Origin of the sequence: Salsuginibacillus kocurii DSM 18087 (assembly GCF_000377705.1) — a bacterium.
GTDB lineage: Bacteria > Bacillota > Bacilli > Bacillales > Marinococcaceae > Salsuginibacillus > Salsuginibacillus kocurii.
The window spans coordinates 41,991-65,118 of the sequence record NZ_KB898632.1 but is presented as its reverse complement, the minus strand read 5'-3'; the positions used below and the strand labels follow the sequence as shown (position 1 = coordinate 65,118).

The window sequence follows — 23,128 nt, the reverse complement described above, 5'->3', positions numbered from 1 at the left end:
ATTTGCAAGTCGTCAACAAACAAGTGGGGAAAGGAACGATTTCATTGACTGTTGATGTGTTGCTCGCTGTTATCATCTTTTTATTAACGTTAACATTTGTGATTTGGCAGCCGAAAGGATTATCGATTGGCTGGTCAGCATCGGTCGGGGCGGTCCTTGCATTGCTTGCCGGTGTCGTAAGTATTGCTGATGTGTTTGAAGTAACGGGCATTGTCTGGAATGCCACCTTAACGTTTGTAGCTATTATTATTATTTCGCTTATTCTTGATGAGATTGGTTTTTTTGAATGGTCCGCTCTTCATATGGCTCGGATTGCCAAAGGTAGCGGCATTCGCATGTTTGTTTACATTTCCTTGCTCGGTTCCGTTGTGGCTGCCTTTTTTGCCAATGATGGGGCAGCGCTGATTCTTACACCGATTGTGCTGGCGATGGTTCGTGCTCTCAATTTTAAAGAGGCGATGATTCTGCCCTTTATTATGGCAAGCGGCTTTATTGCTGACAGTACCAGTTTGCCATTAATTGTGAGCAATCTGGTGAATATCGTTTCGGCTGACTTTTTTGGCATTGGGTTTATTGAATATGCCTCACGCATGATTGTGCCGAACTTCTTTTCGATTGCTGCAAGTATTCTTGTGTTGTTTGTTGTCTTCCGTAAGGACATTCCACGGACATATGATTTTAGTAATTTGAAACGACCGGTCGATGCCATTCAAGATACGCGCATGTTTCGACTTTCTTGGATTGTGCTGGCCGTTTTGCTTATTGGCTATCTTGTCGTGGAGTTCATTCATTTGCCGGTGTCGATGGTGGCGGGTGCAGTAGCGATCTTATTTCTGCTAATGGCGCGCCGCAGTCCTGCGGTCAATACGCGTGCTGTTATGAAAGGAGCTCCGTGGGCGATTGTCGTGTTTTCGATCGGAATGTATGTGGTCGTATACGGCCTGCAAAACGTCGGCTTAACCGATTTGCTCGCGCAAGGCATTGTCGCAGCAGCTGATGAAGGGTTTTTCGCTGGAACGATGTTTATGGGCTTTCTAGCTGCGATTTTGTCATCTCTTATGAATAACATGCCGACGGTGATGATTAATGCCCTGGCCATTGACTCCGCGAACCTGGATGGGTTGATGAAAGAACTAATGATTTATGCTAACGTAATCGGCTCAGACTTAGGGCCGAAAATCACCCCAATTGGGTCGTTGGCTACGTTGCTCTGGCTTCATGTTCTGTCTTTAAAAGGGGTAAAAATTACATGGGGCTATTATTTTAAAGTGGGTATCCTTCTCACGATCCCAACGCTTTTTATCACCCTTTGTGGCCTTTATATCTGGCTTCTTTTGATTTCTTAATGTTTACTATATAGAAGGAGTGAATCTTCAATGGCAACTAAACCAATCATTTATTTTCTCTGCACCGGCAATTCCTGCCGAAGTCAAATGGCGGAAGGGTTTGGGCACTACTATCTGAGCGACGAATATGACGTATATTCAGCCGGGATTGAAGCGCATGGGGTTAATCCAAACGCTGTAAAAGCCATGGCCGAAGTCGACATTGATATCTCTAGCCAAACATCAGACACGATTGACAATGAGTTGTTAAACAACGCTGACCTGGTGGTAACCTTGTGCGGCCATGCCAATGATGTCTGTCCAATGACACCTGCTCATGTCCGGCGTGAACATTGGGGCTTTGATGATCCTGCTAAAGCAGAAGGGACAGAAGCGGAACAATGGGCATTTTTCCAGCGGGTGCGTGACGAAATCGGCGAGCGGATCCGCCGCTTTGCTGAAACAGGTGAATAGTTGAACACTCTCTAAACGGCGATAACTCAGCAATCGCCGTTTGCTTAAATTTTAGCTGAAGTGGAAGATAGGATGAGAAATTGATAAACTGAAGAGAAAGGAAAGCGAAAAGTGCGCAGCTTTACAGGAGGGAACGTTATGCAATCAACTGATCCGTCGATTAAAATTGATGAAACCGCTACGTTGCTAAAGCTTCTAGGTGATAAAACCCGCTTGCGGATGATGGCGCTCTTATACGAAAGTGACTGCTGTGTGTGTGAACTGGTTGAAGTCTTCAGCATGAGTCAGCCCTCCATCAGTCAGCATCTTCGTAAACTTCGCGACAAAGATATTGTAAAAGAAGAACAACGCGGGCGCTGGGTGTTTTATAAGTTGAACCGGGAGCACTCCTTGTATCCCATTATTGAAGGCGTCATCGAGCAGCTGCCTTCGGAGAAACAAACGTGGAAGCAACTAGAAAACAAAGGCCTGCGGGTTGACTGGTGTTAACGTGAATAGAAGTCTCTATATAATGAATGGGGAGCTGGTCAAGGACCGGCTCTTTATTTTTTACTATAAAAGAACGTTGGTTTACGGAGACAAAACCAAGCTAATGAATAAGTTTAAATAAACCGATCAGGATAAACAGGACTCCCGGCAGGACTTGACCTAACTGGAGAAGATAAGGGTTATGCCTTAATTTTTCTCCCAGTAAGATGCCTGAGACAAGGGCCGCAAACAAACAACAACCTACCCAAAATGTAAACGCGTAGGAACGATCCATCATCCCAGCCTGCAAGCCGAAAGCTAACACATCAATATTAACTAGAATAGCAATACTTATTATCAAGTTTCGTTGATACAAAGGAACCTCTCCCACCCACTGATAGACACCAATTGCGATAAACAATAGTCCGTCCAATAGTTCAATAAATCCAATCGGGAAAACCACGCTGAATAGGCTGCCAAAAAACATGGCTAGTCCCATGATGAGGACTGCAAGGCAGGAGATAGCGGTGATGTCGAGCACGTGAATGGGGATACGTTTCGAAGCAAAGATAAACCCGGTAACCGCACCGTCTAGACTTAAGACGATTGAAAGAAAAATCATGGCGAGCGTTTCGGCCATACCGTGTGTCCTCCCTTCAAGTAAAAGGTATGAAGGAGGATGGACAAATATCTCCTGCTTACAACTCGTCATAAAGGTTACCGCCTGCAGCAATAGCGGATGAACCATAAACTTGCCGGCCTATTGAAAACTAGTGGGAAAGATAAAAGGAAAAACGTATCTTACATAGAATGGAGATTCTCTGAACTTTTAAGTCTACATTCAGAGGAGCTTACGTGTAGGAACTTCAGAAGGAAAAAGAAGAGCCATTCAAAGTCCAGCTAGAGGGAGAGGTAGGCTCAGTGGTAGGAAATGAGAGATAGTTTTCCGGGGAAGAAGTAACACGTAAACATAAGCTGGAGGAAGATTCATGGATTCAGATGCTAAAAAAGGAATGATTCAACTCGTGGAATACGACGAACAGTTGGCAGACAAGCTGATCGACTTTCACTTAACCGATGAACAATTACAGTTCACCAGCCATCCCTGGGAACATATTCAAGCTTCCCCGATGCTAGCAACTAACCATATCCTCATTGTATCAGGCGAGCTTCCTGTCGGGTACTTTGCGTTACAAGCAGGGGATAAGCTGGGTGAATACTCCAAAAATCGTAACGCCCGCCTCTTATCGGCGTTTTCTATTGACTCAAGATATGTGGGCCAAGTTTTTGCTAAAAAAGGTCTGGAATTACTAGCTCCCTTTATTCATACTACCTTACCGCAAATTAATGAAGTTGTGCTTGGCGTGAATAAACGAAACCAAGCAGCCATTCAATTGAATCAATTTCATAATGACGTTTTACGAGCAATAAAACGAATACTATCTATTTATCTTTTATTTACTATACGGCATTTCAAAAGTGACTGAAACGTAAGACAGTGACTCCCAGAGGATAAAGCGCAGTCTGAAGATCCACTTTTTCGAGGGTTTTACCTTCGAGAAAGTTAGCTGAAGACAAGCCCTCGGGAAAGCGTCCGTCTGAAGTGAAGGTCACATTCATTATTTGGATGTGAAGACCTTATTTTGAATTTTGAAATTGATTCAATTATATAAAAAGTCGGTTTTGTCGATCGACATGAAATCTATAAAGGTCCAAAAGAGGACCAACACATTTTGCACCTTCGCGTATAAATAGTCATGTTGCGAGTAGCCGCATCTACTTCTTCTCTGGAAATTCTATCCCCTTCTTCCCCGTAAAATCAGACTTATGGAAAAAGAAATGAAAACGGTAAGGCTAACTTCTTAAACGGGTTAGCCTTTTTTCTGGATACATAGTTGGAATCCTTAAGCTTTTCTATCAGCGTGAAGATTTTCCAGTTAATTTGCGAAGACGTTCGGGTAACAGCCAACTACAACGCTACTTACCACAAAGGAGGCTTTGCTTAATGGCACAACAAGCTGTGCAAAAATCAAATGATGGCTCGAGTCTGGTTGAAATATTAGACCGCGTGTTGGATAAAGGAATCGTTATTGATGTGACCGCAACGATTTCTCTTGTCGGAATTGAAGTCATAAAAATTGAAGCTCGTGTCGTTATCGCCAGTGTTGAAACGTGGCTCAGGTATGCAGATGCGACAGGCTTATTAGAAGCGGAACGCCGTAAAAACATTAAAGAAGCTGAATCAGACGACGGATTAGGACAGCTCGGTGAACAGCTCGGCCAAGTGACAGATTCAGTTACAAATTCCGTTTCAAAAGCAACCAACGAAGTGGCCGACTCAGCCGGGCAAGTGACGAGCCAAGTTGGTGAAGTCGCAGACCAGGCAACGGAAACGGCAGGCAAAGCGACAGAGCAAGTGACTGACACCGTTGACCAGGCCGCTGACACTGCATCTCAAACGGCAGAAAAAGCAGCAGACACCGCAGGTAAGGCGACAGAACAAGTTACCGACCAAGCTACAAAAGCAGCCGGGCAGGCGACAGAACAAGCGGCTGACACCGCTGGCCAAGCTACAGAGCAAGCAACAGACACAGCGGAACAAGTTACAGAACAGGCCGCTGACACGGCAGGTCAAGCAGCAGACCAAGCGACAGAAACAGCTGAAGAAGGAACGGACCAAGCGACTGAAACAACTGAAGACGTAACCGAAGCTGAAGAAGAAGGCGGCAGCAACAATCGCCAATCCAAGCAAAAGTCGAATGCTTCTACTAACTCAAACAAGAAATCCAACTCATCTTCAAAATCTAATTCCAACTCTAATTCGAAGTCGAACAATTAAGAGAGAGGAGGTCAAGCCGTGAAAATGCAAACGATCATGAAAAATGTTCATGACTTCTTTCTTCATCACGTCGCTCCACCGTATCGCACGATTGGTATTCAAAAACGAGAAGATGGCGAGAAAGGTTGGATTGTCCAGCTTGAAGTGATTGAAGAAAAGGAACGGATGAAAGCAGTAGCAAAAGATGAAATGGTAGGAACGTATGAAGTGATTGTAGACGGTGACGGTGATGTTGAAGAGTTTGAAAGACTCTACCATCGCTACCGCACGCAATTATTTGAACGAGAAGATGAAGAAACGTATTAAATAAGATTGATTATTGAAGAAAGAGGGAAGACACTATGAATAGAGGTTATCCTTATATTTTTGGCATGGTACCTTCAGCAGAAGAACATGATTACAAAACGGTGCAAATGGAAGGCACACCTGTCCAACTGCGCAAGATTCCTAAAGAAGAAGTGAGTTTAATAGTCGGGGATGTGCCGGCGATGGCGCTGGCACCTACCGAAGAAAATGCGAGAGCGCATAAAGAAGCGCTTGAAATGGTGATGGAAGAAGAAACAGTCGCGCCGATGAATTTTGGCACAGTACTTGCGGATGACCAAGAAGCAGAACGCTTGCTAGAAGCGGTTTATGAGACTGTACGCGATACGTTTCCTAAAATTGAAAATAAAATTGAAGTCGCTGTGCAGATTTCTTTAACCGACGACGCATTTAAACAATTATTTGCTGGAAAGTCGCGGAAAGGACGCAGACATTACAAAGCGCAGCTAGAGCTCGGAGAAAAGGTGAAAGCGATGGTAGACCGCTACCGACAAGAACAGCAGCCTGCCATAGCCCGGAAATTGGCGCCACTCAGTGAAAGTTCGATGATGAAAGAGCCAGTCACAGAAAAAATGATCTTTCATGGTGTATTTTTAGTAGACAAAGAGAATGAAGCGGCATTTGATGAAGCGGTTAATGAGCTTTATGAAAGCTGGCAAGGCGCAGCTACGTTTAATTACAGCGGACCATGGCCTGCATATCACTTTATCGAAATGAGGTTTGCCGCCAAAGGCTAGAGGTGATTAATGTGTTTAAGCTGTTTACATGGCCTGCTCATTCCTTGAAGTTTGTCGGTGAGAAAATAAAAGAAGAAGTCGACAAAGAAATGTATGACCTTGATACGATCAAACAGCGGATGATCACAATTCGATTGGAATATGAAGAAGGAACGCTCAGCCAGGAAGACTTCACGGAAGAACAAGCTCGCCTGGCTGAGCGTTACCGGGTTGCAAAAGAAGAGGAACTCGGGCAATTACGAGAAGCTATTCAGCAAGATCAGACAGAAAGAAGTCGGACTAGAACGCGCAGAAAGGGTAGGGGAGCTAGAAGATGAAGGAGTTAGTGTATGTGTATGGGTTCGTTTCGGTAGAAAGTATCGCGAATGAAGATTGTTCTATCTTTGATCTTTACGAAGAACAACCTATCCAATTTTTCAGTGGAGAAAACGTCGCCGCAGCGTTTTCGTATGTGCGGACAGAAGACTTTGCGCAAGAGAATTTTGAAGAAAACGTTCAGGACATGAAGTGGCTCGAACAAAAAGCCAAACGACATCATTCCATATTAAATCAGTTGCATGAAACGTATCATGTCATCCCTCTTAATTTTGGGACGATATACCAGGGGACAGCTAAACTAAATGACGTTCTGCATGAAAACAATGAAACGTTCCAATCTCAGCTCGAAGCCATGAAAGATAAGGAAGAATGGAGCCTGAAAGTATATGCGGAAACGCAGCAGTTAAAAGCAGAAGCAACATTCAGCACCGAAGCGATCGAAGCAAAGAAACAAGAAATCGAAAAGCTTTCAAAAGGAAGACAATATATTGAACGAAAACGATTGGACCGAACGATCGAAGCTGAAGCAGAACGCTATATTAATCAATTTTGCCAACAAGTTCATGATGTGGCTAAAAAATTCAGCGAAGCTCATGAAGAAAAAGAACAATGGAGTAAGCAAATGACAGGGATGAATACAGACATGAAATGGAATGCCGTCTATTTGGTCCATAAAAAGAATCGCGACGACATGCTTGCCGAGTTACAAACCATGCAAAGCGAGCTCCCAACTACGATGACCGTTCAGCTGACAGGGCCGTGGCCGGGCTATCATTTTGCTTCTAAAGTAAAACGTGGTGAAGTCTATGGAACATAACCACGAGGTACTAGATAATCAGGAAGTGACATTGGTGGACGTCTTAGACACGGTATTGGACAAAGGTGTGGTGTTGCAGGGGAATTTGCTGCTTACTGTAGCTGATATTGACCTTGTTTATATTGATCTTAAAGTGTTAATTTCCAGTGTTGAATCGTTGCTGGAAGCTGGTGAAAAGTATGACCGAAAGGAGGCAGTTGAATGAGCAGTCACGATGCATCTTCACTGGTGAAATCTCTTGAGACGGGAAAAATGCCTGAAGGAAATATAAAGTTCAATGAAAAGGAAAATAGTGAAGACGGTCTCGCCCAGCTGGTCATTACTGTCATTGAACTGCTGCGGGAGCTGGTAGAAAGGCAGGCGATGCGCCGGGTTGACAGCGGCAGGCTGACAGAAGAAGAAATTGAAAGACTCGGGGAAGCGTTAATGCATCTGGAAGAACAAATGGAAATGTTAAAAGACTTTTTTGGCTTAACAGACGAAGATTTAAACATTGACCTGGGGCCATTGGGCAACCTGCGCTAAAGTCGAAAAAGGAGATGAATAGAATGAACCAAAACCCAATTGAACCAGCCGGAAGCACCCTGGTGGAAGTACTGGAGACGGTGTTGGACAAAGGCGTGGTGATCGCGGGTGACATTCGCGTCGATGTGGCCGGAGTGGAACTGTTGACGATTAAAATCCGGCTGATGGTCGCTTCTGTTGACAAAGCAAAAGAACTTGGCATGGATTGGTGGGAAAACGACCCCTTCTACAGCTCCAAAGCGATTGAACAACAGGAGGACCAACAACCGTACGATAAAAAACAATTGGAAGACCGGCTCCAGCAGCTAGAAAGCGCGCTGGAAGAAGAGCGAAAACAAAACAACCGGAACGATTAAATAAACTTACACGATATCTAACGGCTGTTTTGAGGAAGGTGGTGGAAAGGCTTCATCAAGACGTTTGATGTCTTCAGCGTCCAGTTGAAGTGAAGCTGTTTTCGCGTTTTGCAGGACATGGTCTGCTTGGCTCGCTTTAGGAATGGCAAGGATCTGCCGTTTACGAAGCACCCATGCGAGCAGAACTTGGTACGAGCTGACTTGGTAAGTGTCAGCAATGGCTTGAACTTCCGCTGAGTTTACCAACTTTTTTCGCAGCCTCCCCGCTTGTGCTAACGGGCAATACGCCATAATCGGCATGTCTTGGGTTTGCTGCCAAGGCAATAAATCATATTCAATGCCGCGGGAGCCCAAGTGATAGAGGACCTGGTTGGTCATGCATTCATCAGCTTTGTCTGCTTCTTGAAGTTCTTTCATGTCAGAAAGGTCCAAGTTCGAAACGCCCCATCTGGCAATTTTTCCTTCTTGTTTTAGCTGTTCCATTCCTTCAACCGTCTCTTCCAAAGGCACGCCCCCGCGCCAGTGCAATAAGTACATATCAAGCTGCTCGATGCCCAGACGCTGAAGGCTATTTTCACAGGCACGTTTTATGTTGGTGAGACCTGCGTTGTGCGGAAAGACTTTCGAAACTAGAAAAGCGTTCTCGCGCCTGCCTTTAATCGCTTCGCCGACAACCTGTTCTGCCGCGCCGTTCCCATACATTTCAGCTGTATCAACGACACGCATACCTACTTCCAAACCGAGTTGCAGGGCTTGGACTTCTTGTTCAAATTGTGCCGGGTTCTCTCCCATATGCCAGGTGCCCTGACCGATGGCAGGTAAAATCGTACCATCCGGCAGCGTAACCGTGCGCTGTTCCATTTGCGCGCGAATGCTTTCCAATTCAGCTTCGTTTGACCATTTCATAAAGACTCCCTCCTTCTAGTAAAAATTCTACTATAGAATCTCGAAACTATAAAAAAATAAAGATTAGTATAGAAATGCATAAATAAATTTCACACACTGTATTTCAAAAAATAATAAAAATTCTTAGCTAAGTGAATCCATTTCAGCATGATGTTTTATGAGCAATAAAACGAATACTATCTATTTTTGGAATTTCAAAAATAACTGAAACGTAAGACGGCGACCCCCAGAGGATAAAGCGCCCGTCTGAAGTGAAGATCACATTCATGATTCGAATGTTCACCTCTTATTTTGAATGACGAAGTTGATTCATATAATAAGATGATTTTTTGAAATGAAAAGGATACTATAAGGAATAAACGAAGAGCTTATACGTAGAAAGGTGTATAGATAAACTCTCTATAAATGAAATAGTAGGAGAAAACTAAGTTAGCAAACGTAGTCTTTGAGTTCATTGCTTGTAAGCAACACGAGGCTAGAAGAGACGCTTCTAATCTTTAGACCTATGACATACACATCACGAAACCAACCGATTATGTGGAACACATTCTGCTATACTGTAATCATAGTTATATAGTAATCTCAATTTCCAAGAGGGGGTGCTTACGTTGCCTAATGAACGAAATAAGGAAATACAAACGATTCGGATGATGGTGTATTTTATTGATGCGACCTCGGACATTATTCAGCAAGAAGGTATAGACAAGATTACAATCCGAAAAATTGCCGACCTTGCTGGTTATAACAGCGCTACAATTTACAACTACTTTGATGAGTTGTCACACTTGATTTTCTTTGGCTCTATGCGTTATATAAAAAAATATATTAATGCTTTGCCAGGATATCTTGCCGCTTGTAACACCCCCTTGGAAAAGTATTTAAAGATGTGGGAATGTTTTTGTACCTATTCATTTGAAGAACCAGAGATTTATCATGCTGTTTTTTCATCAAATTTAGGCTGTCCTCCTGAGCAGCTGTTGAGTGATTATTATGGCATGTTTCCAACTGATTTAATTGAGGCCCCTGAAGACCTTCATACGATGTTGCAAGAATCCAACCTCGCTAAACGGGGAAGAATTGCTCTGAACGAATGCGTAGACGAGGGTTATTTGCAAGCGGATGATGCCGAACGGTTAAGTGAAATGCAATTTTTAATGTGGCAAGGCATGCATACGATGTTTTTAAATAAAAGAAGTGACTATTCAGTAGCCGAAGTGGTAGATGTTACGATGGACCACATTCGCTTTTCTTTAGAAAGCTCCACCTTTAAGTAACAAGATTGCGACATAATTGGGATGAAGATGGCCGCTGTTCCGCCCTTTGGTGGAATAAAACGGCCATCTTTTTTTATCATTCATACGGAACAAACGTACAAGTTGTATCATTTCGACGTTAAAAACGAAATCATCACTTACACAATTAGAAATCGCACATATAATATAATCAAACAAAATAAGATAATCATGATTATAGAAATAAAGGGGGGAGTTGATGCACTTAGAAATTGGCAAGTTTGAAGTGAAAGATGTTCAGTTCGGGAGCAAAACTACATTTGCTGAGGGACTGTTAACCATTCATAAAGAAGAAGCGTTGCAAGTCATATATGAAGATGAGCGAATTACAACAGCTGATCTTGTTCTGGCCAAACCGACAGAACCGGTGCGTATCACGCCGGTAAAAGACGCCGTTGAACCGAGGTGTAAAGTTACAGGTGAAAGTGTCTACCCAGGGGTGACAACTAAGGTGCTGCCAGTTGGGTCAGGAAGAACTCATGCTCTAAAGGGTGTAAGCGTGCTTGCTGTCGGGAAGCATTGGGGCGGATTTCAAGACGGCTTAATTGATATGAGCGGACCTGGCGCAAAGCAAACGCCATTTTCGCAACTACTAAATATTTGTTTAGTAGCTGATACGAACGAAACGTTTGAAAAGCAGGAACAGCAAAAGAAAAACACAGCGTTGAGGCTGGCAGCTCTTAGATTAGCAGAATATCTAGCTGAGCCCGTCAGAAAGAAAGTACCAGAAGAGGTAGAAAGGTATTCATTCCCACCACTTGCGAAACGAACTCAAGAGCTCCTGACCCTACCTGCTGTGGTATATGTTCTTCAGCTGCAGTCCCAAATGTTAGAACATGGATACAACGCCACGGTTTATGGCCATGATGCCGGCCGTATGCTTCCTACGTTGATTACTCCCAATGAGGTATTAGACGGGGCTGTGGTCTCTGGCAGTTTCATGCCGGCTTCCTCAAAAATATCAACGTATCAGCATGTAAATAATGCCACGCTTAAACGCTTAATGAAAGAACATGGAACGACGATCAATTTTGTCGGGGTTATCCTTTCAAATTTAAATGTGCAACTAGAAGAAAAAGAACGGGCTGCGTTGATGGTAGCGCAGTTGGCTTCATCACTAGGAGCAGAAGGAGCCATCGTTGCAGAGGAAGGCTATGGTAACCCGGATACTGATTTTATTTTAACGTATGAACAATTAGAGCAGACCGGCGTGAAAGTCGTCGGGATCACGAACGAATGTACCGGCCGTGACGGTCGTTCCCAGCCGCTTGTGGATCTATCAGCTAAAGCAGACGCTATCATTTCTACGGGAAATGTGTCAGAACACTTAAAGCTACCGCCTATGGAGCGAGTGATCGGTGAGCTTGAAGCTGTGGCTAGGGACGGAAATGCTGGTGGCTGGAACGAGTCAATAAAAGAAGATGGCTCCGTTGAAATTGAAAATAACGCGATATTTTGTGCTGACTCTAGCACGGGCGATCATTATAAAACAGTGAAGGACTATTAAGAAGGAGGTGAAGTGGTGAAAAAAGCTGTCCATTATCTGAATCAATTTTTCGGACAAATCGGCGGCGAAAATCAAGCAGATATTGCACCCCAGCTGCATGAAGGGCATGTCGGTCCGGGTATGTTGCTTCACCAGAAGCTTGCACCTGTGGCAGAAGTAACGCACACAGTCATTTGCGGCGATAACTTCATCGGCTCAAAGACGGACGAAGCGATTGAGCAGGTGCTGACCGAGTTAGAAACGATCGAGTTTGATATTTTTATTGCTGGTCCTGCATTTTTGGCGGGTCGTTATGGCCTGGCGTGCGGGGCACTGGGTAAAGCTGTGCAAGAGCGCTTTCGCGTTCCAGTTATTGCGTCGATGAATGAGGAAAATCCAGCTGTAGAGATGTATGCACACGAACTTTATATCTTCTCGGGTGGGGCAAATGCTGCAGCCATGCGAAAAGATGTGAAGAAGGTAGCTGATTTTTCCAAACGGATGCTACAAGCAGATAAATTGAGACCAGCCGCAGAAGAAGGATATTTTTCACGAGGCAAACGACTGGAAGCTTTTGATGGCAGCAACCGTACGGGGGCAGAGCGCGCGGTCGAGATGCTGTTAAAAAAACTGAATGATGAACCGTTCCACACTGAAATGCCAATGCCGGTTCCAGCTAAAGTGGCCATTGCCCCGGCAGTTGAAAAGATGGAAGAGGCAACCATTGCGTTGGTCAGCTCAGGAGGGATTGTGCCAAAAGGCAATCCAGACCACATTCAATCCGCTTCAGCAACCAAGTGGGGGAAATATGAGGTGGACGCATTATATGAGCTAGAAGCTGGCAGCTGGGAAACCATTCACGGCGGCTTTGATCCCTCTGCTGCAAATCAAGACCCGAATGTGATTGTGCCTCTCGATGCGATGCGGGAGTTGGAGCAAGAAGCCAAGCTCGGCAGCATTCATCCGTATATTTATTCAACTGTGGGCACAGGCACCACTCAAGCCGAAGCGGCCCGGATGGGAACAGAAATAGCTAAAGATCTTCAACGTGCCAATGTCTCTGCTGTTATTCTCACTTCCACCTGAGGAACGTGTACTCGTTGCGGGGCAACGATAGCAAAGGAGCTCGAAAAAACTGGCTTGCCTGTCGTTCAGCTTGCTAATCTCGTCTCAATTGCGAAAACGGTCGGAGCCAATCGGATTGTACCGGCAGTAGCCATTCCTTATCCGCTGGGTGATATGAACAAATCGGCAGAAGAACAGAAATCATTACGAAAGCAGCGGGTAGAAGTGGCAATGCAAGCGTTACTCACGACTATAGAAGAGGCGACCATTTTTGAAGTGAAAAAATAAAAGTTTGTTGTTAACTAGGTAGTGGAGAGTAGGAATAACCAAATTGTGCGTAAGGAGGGGGTTAGATGACAGGTACTTGTGTGTACGACGTAATTATTGCAGGGGCCGGTCCTGCAGGGATGACAGCGGCGGTTTATACGGCAAGAGCAAACATGTCAACCTTGCTCGTAGAAAACTCACAGCCCGGTGGTCAAATGACAAAAACAGAAGCCATTGAAAATTATCCAGGCTATCGTCACATTCTAGGTCCTGATTTATCGAGAGAAATGTTAGAACATTCCGTTAAATTTGGGACTGAAGTTTTAAACGGCAATGTTGAAGAGATTAAGGATGACTTCCCTTACAAGACGGTGCTAGTAGACGGGTACCCTTATCAAGCAAAATCAGTCATTATCGGGACCGGGGCGAAACACCGCAGTTTAAATATCCCGGGTGAAAAAGAATTGTCGGGTTTCGGCGTCTCGTACTGTGCAGTATGTGACGGAGCCTTTTTCGAAGATCTGGAAGTCGTTGTAGTCGGAGGCGGTGATGCAGCGGTGGAAGAAGCAGTGTTTCTTACTCGGTTTGCTTCTAAAGTGACAGTTATTCACCGCCGCGATGAGCTTCGGGCCCAACGGATTCTACAAAATCGCGCCTTTGCGCATGAAAAGATTGAGTTCATCTGGAATCACACGGTTGAAGAGATTCTCGGAGACGGGATGGTATCAGGCGTACGAATAAAACATACCATCACGGGCGAAGAAAGTGATTATCCGTGCGTTGGCGTGTTTATTTATATCGGGATGGACCCGCTGACAAGTTGCGTGAACAGATTAGGAATTACGAACGAAAACGGCTACGTGTTAGTCGATGAAAATATGAAAACAAGTATAGACGGCATTTTTTCCGCAGGCGATGTGAATGAAAAAATGCTGCGCCAAATCGTTACGGCCACTGGAGACGGCAGCATCGCAGCCATGTCCGCTCAGCACTATGTAGACTATCTTGAGGAAAAACTGCAGACAGAACAGGAGGTGAAAGAACATGACAACGCCAGTTATTAAAGGAGTTTCCTATTGTCTTGCCCATACACCAGGACTTGTACGCTACGGCTCAAAACCGCATCGAGAAATTCAAACAGACCCGCTCGTACTAGATAAAATCTTGAACGGTTTACGAAGTTTTGATGAAGCGGTTGCTTACTTGCCCAATCAAGTCTTTATTGGAAATCTTCGCCCCCATTTGTTGAATCAATATGAACGGCCATGGACCACTGTTCCACATGCAGATGCTGAACGCTTCAGCCCCTGGGGTGAGATTCTCCCTGAGGAAGAATTTTACGGTTGGCTAAAACTAGCCGACGTATTTAACCTCGTCAGCTTTGAAGCTCAATTTCTAGCAGAACAAGTAAAACCAAAACTGGCCCTGCATCCTTTAATGATGGCAAATGACATGGAGAAGATCGGGAGTGGCGTTAGTTTGGTTGAAATTGAAGAGAAGGTAGCGACAGGTTATGCGTTGCCGTTATACGTGAATAAAAGCCAGCTCATTGGTGCTTTTGAAGCAGGTCACGAGGAAGATGAGTCACTGAGTGCGCACACTTTATTAGAGAACTTGAGCAATAAAGCAACCGGGATTGTCGCTATGCGCCATGCCCTGCGTTCTTTCGACGTCCAGGCTGAAAACATTCAGTATGTTCTAGGCTGTGATGAAGAAGCAGTCGGGGATCGGTATCAGCGCGGTGGGGGAAACATGGCCAAGTCAATCGCTGAGCATGCTGGCTGCATGAACGCTTCCGGAGCAGATGTGAAATCCTTCTGCTGCGCGCCGACCCATGCTGTCAATATCGCTGGCAGCCTCGTCCAAGCAGGACTCTACAAAGATATCGTCGTGATCGGCGGCGGCAGTACCGCAAAATTAGGTATGAAATTTGCCGGCAATCTCTCGAAAAACATGCCGATTATAGAAGATCAAATGGGTGCGATTGCCATTTTGATAGGAGCTGACGATGGCAAAAGCCCAGCACTTCGATTGGACGCCGTGGGCAAACATGATATAGCTGCTGGATCCTCTGCTCAAGCCATATACGAAGCGCTTGTAATCAACCCTCTTGAACGATTGGGAAAAAAGATGACAGACATTGATAAATATGCGGTGGAATTGCACAATCCGGATGCCACGGAACCGAATGGGAACGGAAATGTACCACGAGGCAATTACCGTACGTTAGCAGCAATGGCGGTGAAACGAAACGAAATTGAACGAAGTGAAATGAAACGGTTTGAAGAAGAACGGGGCTTGCCTGGTTTTTCCCCAACCCAAGGGCACATTGCGTCTGCGATCCCTTTTCTCGGTCATGCCAGAGATATGATCATGAAGCAAGAAATCGAAAATGCTATGTTTATCGGAAAAGGAAGTTTGTTTTTAGGTAAAATGACAACGCTTTCTGATGGCATGTCTTTTCTCATCGAAAAAAACAAAGGAGTGAATCCTGATGATTGAAGTAAACAAGAAAAATTTTACTGAAGAAGTGCTGCAAGCTGACAAACCTGTCATTGTCGATTTTTGGGGACCAAGCTGCCAGCCTTGCCTCACGCTCATGCCAGAAGTAGAACAATTAAGTCACACGTACCACGAGCAGGTTAAGCTTGTTAAATTGAACAGTGCGGAAAACCGCAAGCTTTGCATTCAATACCGTGTAATGGGGCTTCCTGCTTTTCTGCTGTTCAAAGACGGAGAAGTCGTGAAACGAATTTCTGGTGATAGCCTAACAAAAGATGATATCGAAGCATTAATCAACGAAAGTCTTGGCGTTTCCCATTATTAATAGGAAAGGATGAGTACAATGAAATTAGCAGGAAAAAAAGTGTTTGTGTTAGGGGAAAGAGACGGTGTGCCGGCACCGGCCATTGAAGCATGCATGAAACAAACAGAAGCCGACATCATTTACAAAGATACGCAGTGCTTTGTTTGAACGGCCGCCGGTGCAATGGACCAGGTGGTTCAAGAAGAGGTAAAGAAAGCAGCGGAAGTCTATGGGAAAGAAAATCTATTGGTCGTGTTAGGCTCGCCTGATGAAGACAGCGCCGAGATTTTTGCCGAAACCGTTACTGCCGGGGACCCGACCTATGCCGGACCATTAGCAGGAATAGCGCTTGATATCCCCGTCTATCATATTCTTGAAGACGAAATGAAAGCAGCCATACCACTAGACGTATATGACGACCAAATTGGACTTATGGAATTATCTCTTGACAAAGAAGAAATCTGTGAAGTTATGAAAAACGTAAGAGAAGGGACATCTAGTTTCTAATGAATTCAAACAAATTGTCCCTCTGAGGGGGAGTAGAGTGGTGCTGCTCGGATTGCATCGCATTGAGCGGAAGTAACTGCTTGCTTTCCCCCTTCTGTTCTTGTACTTCACCACTCAAGTATAATAACAACTACTTATATAGCTTACACATATGTCTGTTGGAAACAATTGACTATTTAAGAAAAATAGTCTACTATAAAAGAACCATATGTGAACGGAGGTGGAGCGAGATGACAGTAGAATGGTTTAGCCCTGCCCAAAAGCAGTACCTAGACTTTCTCTATTTTTGTCGAGCTGTTTTTTATGATGTATTACAAAATTGGATACGTATGCCCTTTTTTAAATATGCATCACCTAGCAGCCGCTGAAAATTCTCGCTCCGTATAGCTTTTAGGATAGTGACATATAAAAGCGTAAGGCTCATGAGATTTTCTCATGAGCTTTTTTTTCTTTAGAAAAGCATCACACATGGAGGTATATAATGAAGAAACTCGTTCAACAAACACCCTCTCCCCGTACGGTCGATACCTTAACAAAAGACTTTCACGAAGTAGGAATAGAAGCTGGAATGACAGTAATTATGCATTCTTCCCTCTCCTCTATAGGCTGGGTGAATGGAGGGAGTATCGCAGTTATTCAAGCGCTCCAAACAGCACTCACGGAAAAAGGGACACTTGTAATGCCGGCGCATAGTGCGGATTGGAGTGATCCAGCTGAATGGGGAGATCCTGCCATTCCACGTAAATGGTGGGACACAGTGCGAGAAACGATGCCGGTATTTGACCCTGCGGTTACACCTACGCGTGGAATGGGCAAAATTGCGGAAGCATTTCGTACGTATCCAGGGGTCGTTCGTAGTGATCACCCTGTTGTTTCGTTTGCTGCCTGGGGTCGAGACAAAGAAGCGGTGATTGAAACGCATTCACTAGATTTTGGCTTAGGGAAGGAATCCCCTCTGCAATATTTGTACGAGATGAACGCGTCCGTGCTGCTACTCGGTGTAGGATATGACAGCAATACAAGTTTTCATTTAGGGGAGTACTACGCGCCAAATCCTACCTTTATGAAACAAGGGGCGCCGATCGAACAACATGGAAAAAGAGTTTGGGAAACGTATCAAGATATAGAAACCAAAGAAGAACAGTTTGCCGAGTTAGGGGCGGATTTTGAAAAAGAGCATGAAGTCCCGACAGGTTATATTGGCTCAGCTAAGTCAAAGCTCTTTTCAGTGCGAGAAGCAGCTGATTATTCTTCCGAATGGATAAAAAAAGATAGAATGAAGAAATAAGCTTTTTCCTGTACCGGCAACATGTTAAAATTTTCATATGATTTATATATAGGGGGATTATGATGAAAGTAAAGGGGATACTGCTTATGATTCCAGCTCTCCTGATTGCTTGTAACGGAGAAGAAGAGCAACAGGAAACGACAGAATCTCCCGAGACGGAAGCAGCAGCTGAAAATGCAAACGAAGAAGAAGCAGATAATTACTTGGAATATAAGATGCTTGAAGGGGAAAAAGACCGCTATTTAAATATGGGTACTGATCATGCAGCAGTTTATGATGTAAATTTTTCTGAAGCAGATTTTGAATCCAAACAGCTTGTTGTCGAAGCATATGAAGACGGCGAACGGGTTGATGAATTTGAAGATCACCTCCTAGCCATGGAAGAACAGCAATTTGAACAGGATGAGTTTGAAGAATTACTTCTTGCTTTTAGTGAAAAAACGCCTGGAAATGAAGAGATAAATACTCATTATTCTGTGGACATTGGCAGTTATTACGCAGAGGAAGATTCAGATGACGACAGTTTTACAGGTTCTTCCACATTTGTTGAAATCCCATTTCAAATGGACACAGGTATAGCTAGTTTCACACCGCAGCTACCAGTAGAAGCAGATGAACCAGCCTGGATATACGTGTTCCACTCTGGGTCTAGTATGACTTCAGATGTGTATGAGGAAGAAGAAATTGAAAGGATAATAGAAGGTGAAGATCATGTTATCCTAATTGGTGTCAACTGGAGTACTGAATCCATAAGTGAATAGTCGCCGCGAAGTGAAGCGTTGTACGCCGACGCTTCATTTATTTTGGAGAATCTTTATTACGTCAAATATAAATTTGACGTAATAATCTAGGCACAAGAATCAATCCAAGGTAAAATAAGAAGGTAAGGGTGTGATTGTTAATGCCAGATGAATATCAAAATCATAAACATTACCAAAACCTTGAAAAAGTGCTTGAATATTTGCCGTGGTATATCGAAGAGTACATTGATGATAAGCGCCGACGTTTATCGGCGGCGACGCTGATGAATTACGCAAACGACTATAAAATTTTTCTGGAATGGACATTAAATGAAGGTCTTCACGAAGGAACTCCCGCTGATGTGCCGCTGTCGTTTTTAGAGTCACTGACGGTTCGCCAAGTGGAACGGTTTCTCAGTTACTTGAAATTTGAAATCGGAAATAAAGAAGTGACAATTAACCGCAAGCTTTCTGCTTTAAAGTCTCTGTTTTATTATTTGCAAAACATTGCCGAACACCGCGACTTAACTCCGTACATACGACGCAATGTCATGGCAAAAGTGGAACTGAATGATCTGCGTGAAAGCATGGAAACAACTGCGGCCAAAATGGAAGGAAAAATATTGTTCGGGGATGATTACGAGGCGTTTCGCACGTTTGTTGCCGAAGGATACGGCGCGCGAATTCGAGCCAATTCCAAAGCCTACCGATTTTATCAACTGAACCGGGAGCGCGATGCAGCTCTAGTAGCGCTCGTATTAGGTTCAGGGCTCAGGCTTTCTGAAGTCGTCAATTTGAATATAGAAGATGTAGATTTTGAACGTTATTATGTTCGCGTCATGCGAAAAGGGAATAAAGAGCAATATGTGTATTGTTCCAAGCAGGCAATGACGTTTTTAAAAACGTATGTTGATATTCGTAAAGAAAAATACGAAGTCTCCGCTCGGCAAAATGCATTGTTCGTATCAGCAAAAATGGGACCGAACCAAACGATGCGCCGTTTAACGGCTAGAGCCGTTGAAAAGATGATAGAAAAATACGCGGCCGCTTTCGGTAAGCCGAACTTATCGATTCACAAACTGCGTCATTCGTTTGCTACGAAGTATCACGGCGCCATTAATGACGTGCCGAAATTACGACAGCAGCTCGGGCACTCTTCCATTCAAACGACGATGATCTATACGCATATTCAAAATGATGAATTAAAACAAGCTGTTGACCGGATGGATATGCCGATAGATGCTGGTGAAGAAGGGAGATAAGCGGATATAAACTACTTCCTGTTGACGAGTTTCTTCCATTATATATGCGTATGGTTTTATGGTTATTTCTATATGATGTATAAAGGCACCATCATCTAGTAGAGAAGTCCACCTATATGAATAATCGTGATATGATATTTTCGGAATAGATGTTGTTTTATTTTGTTCGTTTTCTTTGCCCGCTTCATGATCATATATATAGCCCTAGGGCAAACGAAGGAAATATAGAAAAGACCATTCTAGCAGGGGTAATGATTTCCTAGATTTGCACGTTTAAGCCAAATAAATTATTAAAAATGATATAATGATAGAACAATAGTTCGGCAAACTCAAGGGTGAAGGTTGGCATCATCCCCAGAACGAAAGGGGGTGATAGCCTATGACAGTATTTCAGGCGTTAATCTTGATGATAAGTTTCGCTAGTTTGGTGGTAGCCATACTGTCATTTAACCATAAAAAATAATCACCCTTGAGTTTTGGACGGCTCAGCCGGGTGATTATTTTCATCGAGGATGCCGCCTCCCCCTTAGAGGGAACCGGCTATTGTGGGACCATGGGTGTTACCAGCACCTATGGTCTTTTTAGTGTATTTGCCTTTGCTGTAATTATACCTTATTTTTACGTGAATTCCAAGCTGATTATGATGATGCTCTGGCTGGCTCAATCAAAACGTGAGTGGCGTGTTCCTTTCAACGAAGTGGCAGCTAGGCAGATGCTACATTTCCTCTCTGTCATGCCAATAGACGAATCGCCTCCTGCCCATGCCTGCTTATTTGCAGTATACCCTCTTTTGACGAATCAAAACAGGCTTTGTGTTATCCTTCAATGTCACGGCGCCGGTAAGCCATACCACCTACTATGACTAGTAATAAGGCAAGCCCGCTCAGCAGGGCCACAGACCAAACGTTGAATTCATCTATTGGTAATTCGGGGATATTGCCAAATGGTGATACAAATTCCATCCATTCAGGAAATTGAAACATGCCACCCATATAAACAACGACAAATGAATAGAGTAAATAAAACCAAATGACACTTGCTGCTTTTGGCATAAAACCAAGCAATAAAGCAGTGACCCCTACCATGACCCACATGGCCGGTAAATAAACCAAGCCTGCTTCCATAAAAGTGAAGAATTCAATTTCATTATCGATGGTGGCGACTGCTGTGCCGCCAAGACCAAGCGTAGCGAGAGTGAGCATAATGGTACCAGTTAGCAAAGCCATCAAGACATAGGTCCCGTATAGTTTGGGTTGGGAAACAGGATGCGCGAGCAACTGTTCTAATCGATTCCTTTTTTCCTCTCCTTTTAAGCGCAGAATGGAAATAAGGGCTGGTATCGTAGAAGCAATTGCGATGACCGACATCAACATAGCCAAAAACTGCTCAGTTAACGATAGACCAGCTTCGGCAGAAATAAATTCTTGCATCATTTCCACATCTTCAATAAACACTTCCGTTTCTCCTAACACAGAGCCATAGGTCGCTCCTAATATGAGCATACCGATTCCCCAAAAAATCAAGCTTGTGCGTTGCAGTCTAAAGACTAATCCCGGCACACTTTGCAGCAAGAAGGAGGCACGAGAACGGCCGGCTCGAGTCGGTAGAAGTCCTGCTTCCACATCACGTTTTACGTTAAGTTGAAATGCAAGGGCGGTAAAAATAAACGCAGCAACTAGCGGCAGTAAAAGTGGCCACCAGATATCATTTACATACACTTCTGTTGCTTGAATCCAGCCAAATGGTGAGAACATTGAAAGTGTCTCGTTACTTACATCACCGATGGCACGAATAAGATACGCTCCGATTAGCATAGCTATCGCAAGTCCGATTGCCCCGCGCGAACTTTCAGTCAGTTGAGCTAAACATGTTGTGAGTGCAGCAAAAAAGATACCGACCGCTCCTAATCCAGCTCCGTACATTAATGAACCTTCGAGATCCATGCTTTCAATCGAAAGAGAGGCCAGGCCAAAACCAGTTGCAAGGGCAAGCAGAATATTTAACCCTACAACGACGATAAGCGTAGCGCTTAAGTTGGCCAAGCTGCCTGTCGGTAAAGAATGAACTAGCTCAAGGCGCCCATCCTCTTCTTGAGCCCGGGTATGGCGTACAACAAGTAAAATACTCATAATTCCGACTACTAAAGCTGTCATACCAAGCATTTGATGGGCCATCATTGCCCCGAACGTATAATTATCCAACCCGTGCCCGGGGCCTATCATCGCTGTGGTAGCTGGATTAATCATAGTTTGAGCAATCGACTGCCGTTCTTGTTCATTTTGATATAAATCCGTAAAAGACCAAGCAGTTGCCAGACTTGTTATGAGCAAAGCAATCAGCCAAATCGGGAGGCGTAGACGGTCGCGCTTTATTATAAAGCGCGTTAGAATGCCGGTTTGATGAAACCGTTGCTGGGCCATTAACTTTCACCTCCTGCCTCCACGGACTCTCCTTCGTAATGACGCATAAACAAGTCCTCTAACGTAGGTGGAGCGCTTTCTAATTTGACCACCCCGTATTTAGAGATGTGTGGCATGACTTTTTCTACATGTTCGGAGTCTACTTGAAAGGTGTACGATCTATCTTTTTCTACTACATCATGAACCCCAGGCAGGGAAGGCAGGCCCTCTATCGGCTGTTTTGTCTCTATCACAAACTGCGTTCGCGTTAAATGACGCAAATCTGCTAGCGTTCCACTTTCAATAATCGCACCTTCGCGAATGATTCCAACCCGGTCACACAACCGTTCAACTTCCGATAAAATGTGGCTGGAAAGAAGGACACTTTTCCCTTCACTGCGTGCTTCCATGACACACTCTTGAAAAATTCGCTCCATCAACGGATCTAATCCTGATGTCGGCTCATCTAAAATATACAAATCTGCATCTGCGGCAAATGCAGCCACAAGAGCTACCTTCTGCCGGTTTCCTTTCGAATAGGTACGGCATTTTTTTGCAGGATCTAATTTAAAACGCTCAATTAGTTCATCACGACGCTCACGGGCTATGCCGCCTCTTAATTTACCGAACAAGTCAATTACTTCCCCACCGGTTAAATTTGGCCAAAGGTTCACATCACCGGGAACGTATGCTAGCCGTTTATGAATCTCAACAGCATCTTTCCAGGTATCTCTCCCAAAGATCGAAGCGCTTCCTGAACTAGCTTTCATCAAACCGAGCAAAATGCGGATGGTAGTGGATTTACCCGCACCGTTGGGACCAATAAAGCCAAACACTTCACCTTGATTCACCTCAATATTAACGCCATTAAGCGCGTTAAAATCTCCAAAAGCTTTTGTTAACTGGTTCGTCTCTAAAACAGGCATG

At 44.2% G+C, this 23,128-nt stretch carries 27 protein-coding genes and 1 pseudogene; 24 read left to right on the top strand and 4 right to left on the bottom strand.

Going from position 1 to position 23,128, the window contains the following annotated elements; genetic code table 11:
- Positions 1 to 44 precede the first annotated feature (44 nt).
- From D469_RS0116455 to D469_RS0116445, 3 genes are all read left to right on the top strand, one after another.
- Complete coding sequence (locus D469_RS0116455; RefSeq protein WP_018924485.1) at positions 45 to 1,346, top strand: arsenic transporter; 1,302 nt, start codon at positions 45 to 47, stop codon at positions 1,344 to 1,346.
- Between the two features lie 30 nt (positions 1,347 to 1,376).
- Positions 1,377 to 1,799: an arsenate reductase (thioredoxin) gene (gene arsC, locus D469_RS0116450; protein ID WP_018924484.1), complete on the top strand. Its 423-nt coding sequence runs from the start codon at positions 1,377 to 1,379 to the stop codon at positions 1,797 to 1,799.
- A gap of 138 nt (positions 1,800 to 1,937) precedes the next feature.
- Positions 1,938 to 2,288, top strand: coding sequence for an ArsR/SmtB family transcription factor (locus D469_RS0116445; RefSeq protein ID WP_018924483.1), 351 nt, complete (start codon positions 1,938 to 1,940; stop codon positions 2,286 to 2,288).
- A gap of 100 nt (positions 2,289 to 2,388) precedes the next feature.
- Here the strand turns inward: D469_RS0116445 and D469_RS0116440 are convergent, their stop codons facing one another.
- Positions 2,389 to 2,907: an MntP/YtaF family protein gene (locus tag D469_RS0116440; protein WP_018924482.1), complete on the bottom strand. Its 519-nt coding sequence runs from the start codon at positions 2,905 to 2,907 to the stop codon at positions 2,389 to 2,391.
- A gap of 349 nt (positions 2,908 to 3,256) precedes the next feature.
- Between D469_RS0116440 and D469_RS20655 the strand changes: the two genes are divergently transcribed.
- The 9 genes and pseudogenes from D469_RS20655 (at position 3,257) to D469_RS0116395 (ending at position 8,183) form a co-directional block, all read left to right on the top strand.
- Positions 3,257 to 3,754, top strand: a complete 498-nt coding sequence (locus tag D469_RS20655) for a hypothetical protein (protein WP_018924481.1) — start codon at positions 3,257 to 3,259, stop codon at positions 3,752 to 3,754.
- A gap of 518 nt (positions 3,755 to 4,272) precedes the next feature.
- A pseudogene (gene gvpA / locus D469_RS22630) lies at positions 4,273 to 4,530 on the top strand (gas vesicle structural protein GvpA); the annotation flags it as partial.
- Between the two features lie 600 nt (positions 4,531 to 5,130).
- The gene (gvpO, locus tag D469_RS0116425) at positions 5,131 to 5,412 is read left to right on the top strand and encodes a gas vesicle protein GvpO (RefSeq protein ID WP_240473356.1); all 282 of its coding nucleotides are present in this window, start codon (positions 5,131 to 5,133) and stop codon (positions 5,410 to 5,412) included.
- Between the two features lie 35 nt (positions 5,413 to 5,447).
- Positions 5,448 to 6,167, top strand: coding sequence for a GvpL/GvpF family gas vesicle protein (locus D469_RS21325; protein WP_018924478.1), 720 nt, complete (start codon positions 5,448 to 5,450; stop codon positions 6,165 to 6,167).
- Positions 6,168 to 6,178: 11 nt separating this feature from the next.
- Positions 6,179 to 6,484: a gas vesicle protein GvpG gene (locus tag D469_RS20640; RefSeq protein ID WP_018924477.1), complete on the top strand. Its 306-nt coding sequence runs from the start codon at positions 6,179 to 6,181 to the stop codon at positions 6,482 to 6,484.
- Positions 6,481 to 7,302, top strand: a complete 822-nt coding sequence (locus D469_RS0116410) for a GvpL/GvpF family gas vesicle protein (protein WP_018924476.1) — start codon at positions 6,481 to 6,483, stop codon at positions 7,300 to 7,302. The genes D469_RS20640 and D469_RS0116410 overlap by 4 nt, the downstream gene beginning before the upstream one ends.
- A complete protein-coding gene (locus D469_RS0116405; protein WP_018924475.1) occupies positions 7,292 to 7,507 on the top strand; it encodes a gas vesicle protein in 216 nt (71 codons plus the stop codon). Before D469_RS0116410 ends, D469_RS0116405 begins: the two co-directional genes overlap by 11 nt.
- A gap of 47 nt (positions 7,508 to 7,554) precedes the next feature.
- Entirely contained in the window at positions 7,555 to 7,827 is a 273-nt protein-coding gene (locus D469_RS0116400; protein ID WP_026286282.1) for a gas vesicle protein K, read from the top strand.
- Between the two features lie 23 nt (positions 7,828 to 7,850).
- On the top strand, positions 7,851 to 8,183 hold the full coding sequence (locus D469_RS0116395) for a gas vesicle protein (RefSeq protein ID WP_018924473.1): 333 nt from the start codon (positions 7,851 to 7,853) through the stop codon (positions 8,181 to 8,183).
- A gap of 6 nt (positions 8,184 to 8,189) precedes the next feature.
- Here D469_RS0116395 and D469_RS0116390 read toward each other — a convergent pair whose 3' ends face one another.
- Complete coding sequence (locus D469_RS0116390; protein ID WP_018924472.1) at positions 8,190 to 9,089, bottom strand: aldo/keto reductase; 900 nt, start codon at positions 9,087 to 9,089, stop codon at positions 8,190 to 8,192.
- 608 nt (positions 9,090 to 9,697) lie between these two features.
- On the opposite strand from D469_RS0116390, the gene D469_RS0116385 reads away from it, so the two are divergent.
- The 12 genes from D469_RS0116385 (at position 9,698) to D469_RS22800 (ending at position 20,265) form a co-directional block, all read left to right on the top strand.
- Positions 9,698 to 10,363 carry a TetR/AcrR family transcriptional regulator gene (locus tag D469_RS0116385; protein ID WP_018924471.1) on the top strand — a complete coding sequence of 222 codons (666 nt, stop codon included), beginning with the start codon at positions 9,698 to 9,700 and terminating at the stop codon, positions 10,361 to 10,363.
- Positions 10,364 to 10,580: 217 nt separating this feature from the next.
- Positions 10,581 to 11,888, top strand: coding sequence for a glycine/sarcosine/betaine reductase component B subunit (locus tag D469_RS0116375; protein WP_018924469.1), 1,308 nt, complete (start codon positions 10,581 to 10,583; stop codon positions 11,886 to 11,888).
- Positions 11,889 to 11,900: 12 nt separating this feature from the next.
- A complete protein-coding gene (locus D469_RS0116370) occupies positions 11,901 to 13,220 on the top strand; it encodes a glycine/betaine/sarcosine/D-proline family reductase selenoprotein B (protein ID WP_476748569.1) in 1,320 nt (439 codons plus the stop codon).
- Between the two features lie 65 nt (positions 13,221 to 13,285).
- A complete protein-coding gene (gene trxB / locus D469_RS0116360) occupies positions 13,286 to 14,263 on the top strand; it encodes a thioredoxin-disulfide reductase (protein ID WP_018924466.1) in 978 nt (325 codons plus the stop codon).
- A complete protein-coding gene (grdC, locus tag D469_RS0116355; RefSeq protein ID WP_018924465.1) occupies positions 14,244 to 15,701 on the top strand; it encodes a glycine/sarcosine/betaine reductase complex component C subunit beta in 1,458 nt (485 codons plus the stop codon). Before trxB ends, grdC begins: the two co-directional genes overlap by 20 nt.
- Positions 15,694 to 16,026, top strand: a complete 333-nt coding sequence (locus D469_RS0116350) for a thioredoxin family protein (protein ID WP_018924464.1) — start codon at positions 15,694 to 15,696, stop codon at positions 16,024 to 16,026. Before grdC ends, D469_RS0116350 begins: the two co-directional genes overlap by 8 nt.
- Positions 16,027 to 16,044: 18 nt before the next feature.
- The gene (gene grdA, locus D469_RS0116340) at positions 16,045 to 16,512 is read left to right on the top strand and encodes a glycine/sarcosine/betaine reductase complex selenoprotein A (protein WP_083910855.1); all 468 of its coding nucleotides are present in this window, start codon (positions 16,045 to 16,047) and stop codon (positions 16,510 to 16,512) included.
- A 230-nt stretch (positions 16,513 to 16,742) separates the two neighbouring features.
- Positions 16,743 to 16,880 (top strand): RAxF-45 family protein, encoded by a 138-nt coding sequence (locus D469_RS22725; RefSeq protein ID WP_338053739.1) that lies wholly within the window; start codon positions 16,743 to 16,745, stop codon positions 16,878 to 16,880.
- Between the two features lie 113 nt (positions 16,881 to 16,993).
- Positions 16,994 to 17,800, top strand: coding sequence for an AAC(3) family N-acetyltransferase (locus D469_RS0116335; protein WP_018924461.1), 807 nt, complete (start codon positions 16,994 to 16,996; stop codon positions 17,798 to 17,800).
- 59 nt (positions 17,801 to 17,859) lie between these two features.
- Positions 17,860 to 18,561, top strand: coding sequence for a hypothetical protein (locus D469_RS0116330; RefSeq protein ID WP_156817020.1), 702 nt, complete (start codon positions 17,860 to 17,862; stop codon positions 18,559 to 18,561).
- Positions 18,562 to 18,701: 140 nt separating this feature from the next.
- Positions 18,702 to 19,802, top strand: coding sequence for a tyrosine recombinase XerS (gene xerS, locus D469_RS0116325; protein ID WP_018924459.1), 1,101 nt, complete (start codon positions 18,702 to 18,704; stop codon positions 19,800 to 19,802).
- A 379-nt stretch (positions 19,803 to 20,181) separates the two neighbouring features.
- Entirely contained in the window at positions 20,182 to 20,265 is an 84-nt protein-coding gene (locus D469_RS22800; RefSeq protein WP_420834858.1) for a putative holin-like toxin, read from the top strand.
- 352 nt (positions 20,266 to 20,617) lie between these two features.
- Here D469_RS22800 and D469_RS0116315 read toward each other — a convergent pair whose 3' ends face one another.
- Positions 20,618 to 22,222: an ABC transporter permease gene (locus D469_RS0116315; RefSeq protein WP_018924457.1), complete on the bottom strand. Its 1,605-nt coding sequence runs from the start codon at positions 22,220 to 22,222 to the stop codon at positions 20,618 to 20,620.
- Positions 22,222 to 23,127: an ABC transporter ATP-binding protein gene (locus D469_RS0116310; RefSeq protein ID WP_018924456.1), complete on the bottom strand. Its 906-nt coding sequence runs from the start codon at positions 23,125 to 23,127 to the stop codon at positions 22,222 to 22,224. Before D469_RS0116310 ends, D469_RS0116315 begins: the two co-directional genes overlap by 1 nt.
- Position 23,128: the final 1 nt, after the last annotated feature.

Excerpts from the sequence above, each read along its gene's own strand:
- D469_RS0116400 (WP_026286282.1), top strand. The coding sequence starts at position 7,555 with ATGCCTGAAGGAAATATAAAGTTCAATGAAAAGGAAAATAGTGAAGAC.
- arsC (WP_018924484.1), top strand. The coding sequence starts at position 1,377 with ATGGCAACTAAACCAATCATTTATTTTCTCTGCACCGGCAATTCCTGC.
- grdC (WP_018924465.1), top strand. The coding sequence starts at position 14,244 with ATGACAACGCCAGTTATTAAAGGAGTTTCCTATTGTCTTGCCCATACA.
- D469_RS0116350 (WP_018924464.1), top strand. The coding sequence starts at position 15,694 with ATGATTGAAGTAAACAAGAAAAATTTTACTGAAGAAGTGCTGCAAGCT.
- D469_RS0116440 (WP_018924482.1), bottom strand. The coding sequence starts at position 2,907 with ATGGCCGAAACGCTCGCCATGATTTTTCTTTCAATCGTCTTAAGTCTA.
- D469_RS0116395 (WP_018924473.1), top strand. The coding sequence starts at position 7,851 with ATGAACCAAAACCCAATTGAACCAGCCGGAAGCACCCTGGTGGAAGTA.
- D469_RS22800 (WP_420834858.1), top strand. The coding sequence starts at position 20,182 with ATGACAGTATTTCAGGCGTTAATCTTGATGATAAGTTTCGCTAGTTTG.
- D469_RS0116310 (WP_018924456.1), bottom strand. The coding sequence starts at position 23,127 with ATGCCTGTTTTAGAGACGAACCAGTTAACAAAAGCTTTTGGAGATTTT.
- D469_RS0116410 (WP_018924476.1), top strand. The coding sequence starts at position 6,481 with ATGAAGGAGTTAGTGTATGTGTATGGGTTCGTTTCGGTAGAAAGTATC.
- D469_RS0116445 (WP_018924483.1), top strand. The coding sequence starts at position 1,938 with ATGCAATCAACTGATCCGTCGATTAAAATTGATGAAACCGCTACGTTG.
- trxB (WP_018924466.1), top strand. The coding sequence starts at position 13,286 with ATGACAGGTACTTGTGTGTACGACGTAATTATTGCAGGGGCCGGTCCT.
- D469_RS0116405 (WP_018924475.1), top strand. The coding sequence starts at position 7,292 with ATGGAACATAACCACGAGGTACTAGATAATCAGGAAGTGACATTGGTG.
- D469_RS0116315 (WP_018924457.1), bottom strand. The coding sequence starts at position 22,222 with ATGGCCCAGCAACGGTTTCATCAAACCGGCATTCTAACGCGCTTTATA.
- gvpO (WP_240473356.1), top strand. The coding sequence starts at position 5,131 with ATGCAAACGATCATGAAAAATGTTCATGACTTCTTTCTTCATCACGTC.
- D469_RS21325 (WP_018924478.1), top strand. The coding sequence starts at position 5,448 with ATGAATAGAGGTTATCCTTATATTTTTGGCATGGTACCTTCAGCAGAA.
- D469_RS20655 (WP_018924481.1), top strand. The coding sequence starts at position 3,257 with ATGGATTCAGATGCTAAAAAAGGAATGATTCAACTCGTGGAATACGAC.
- D469_RS22725 (WP_338053739.1), top strand. The coding sequence starts at position 16,743 with ATGACAGTAGAATGGTTTAGCCCTGCCCAAAAGCAGTACCTAGACTTT.
- D469_RS0116330 (WP_156817020.1), top strand. The coding sequence starts at position 17,860 with ATGATGAAAGTAAAGGGGATACTGCTTATGATTCCAGCTCTCCTGATT.
- D469_RS0116335 (WP_018924461.1), top strand. The coding sequence starts at position 16,994 with ATGAAGAAACTCGTTCAACAAACACCCTCTCCCCGTACGGTCGATACC.
- D469_RS0116375 (WP_018924469.1), top strand. The coding sequence starts at position 10,581 with ATGCACTTAGAAATTGGCAAGTTTGAAGTGAAAGATGTTCAGTTCGGG.
- xerS (WP_018924459.1), top strand. The coding sequence starts at position 18,702 with ATGCCAGATGAATATCAAAATCATAAACATTACCAAAACCTTGAAAAA.
- D469_RS0116390 (WP_018924472.1), bottom strand. The coding sequence starts at position 9,089 with ATGAAATGGTCAAACGAAGCTGAATTGGAAAGCATTCGCGCGCAAATG.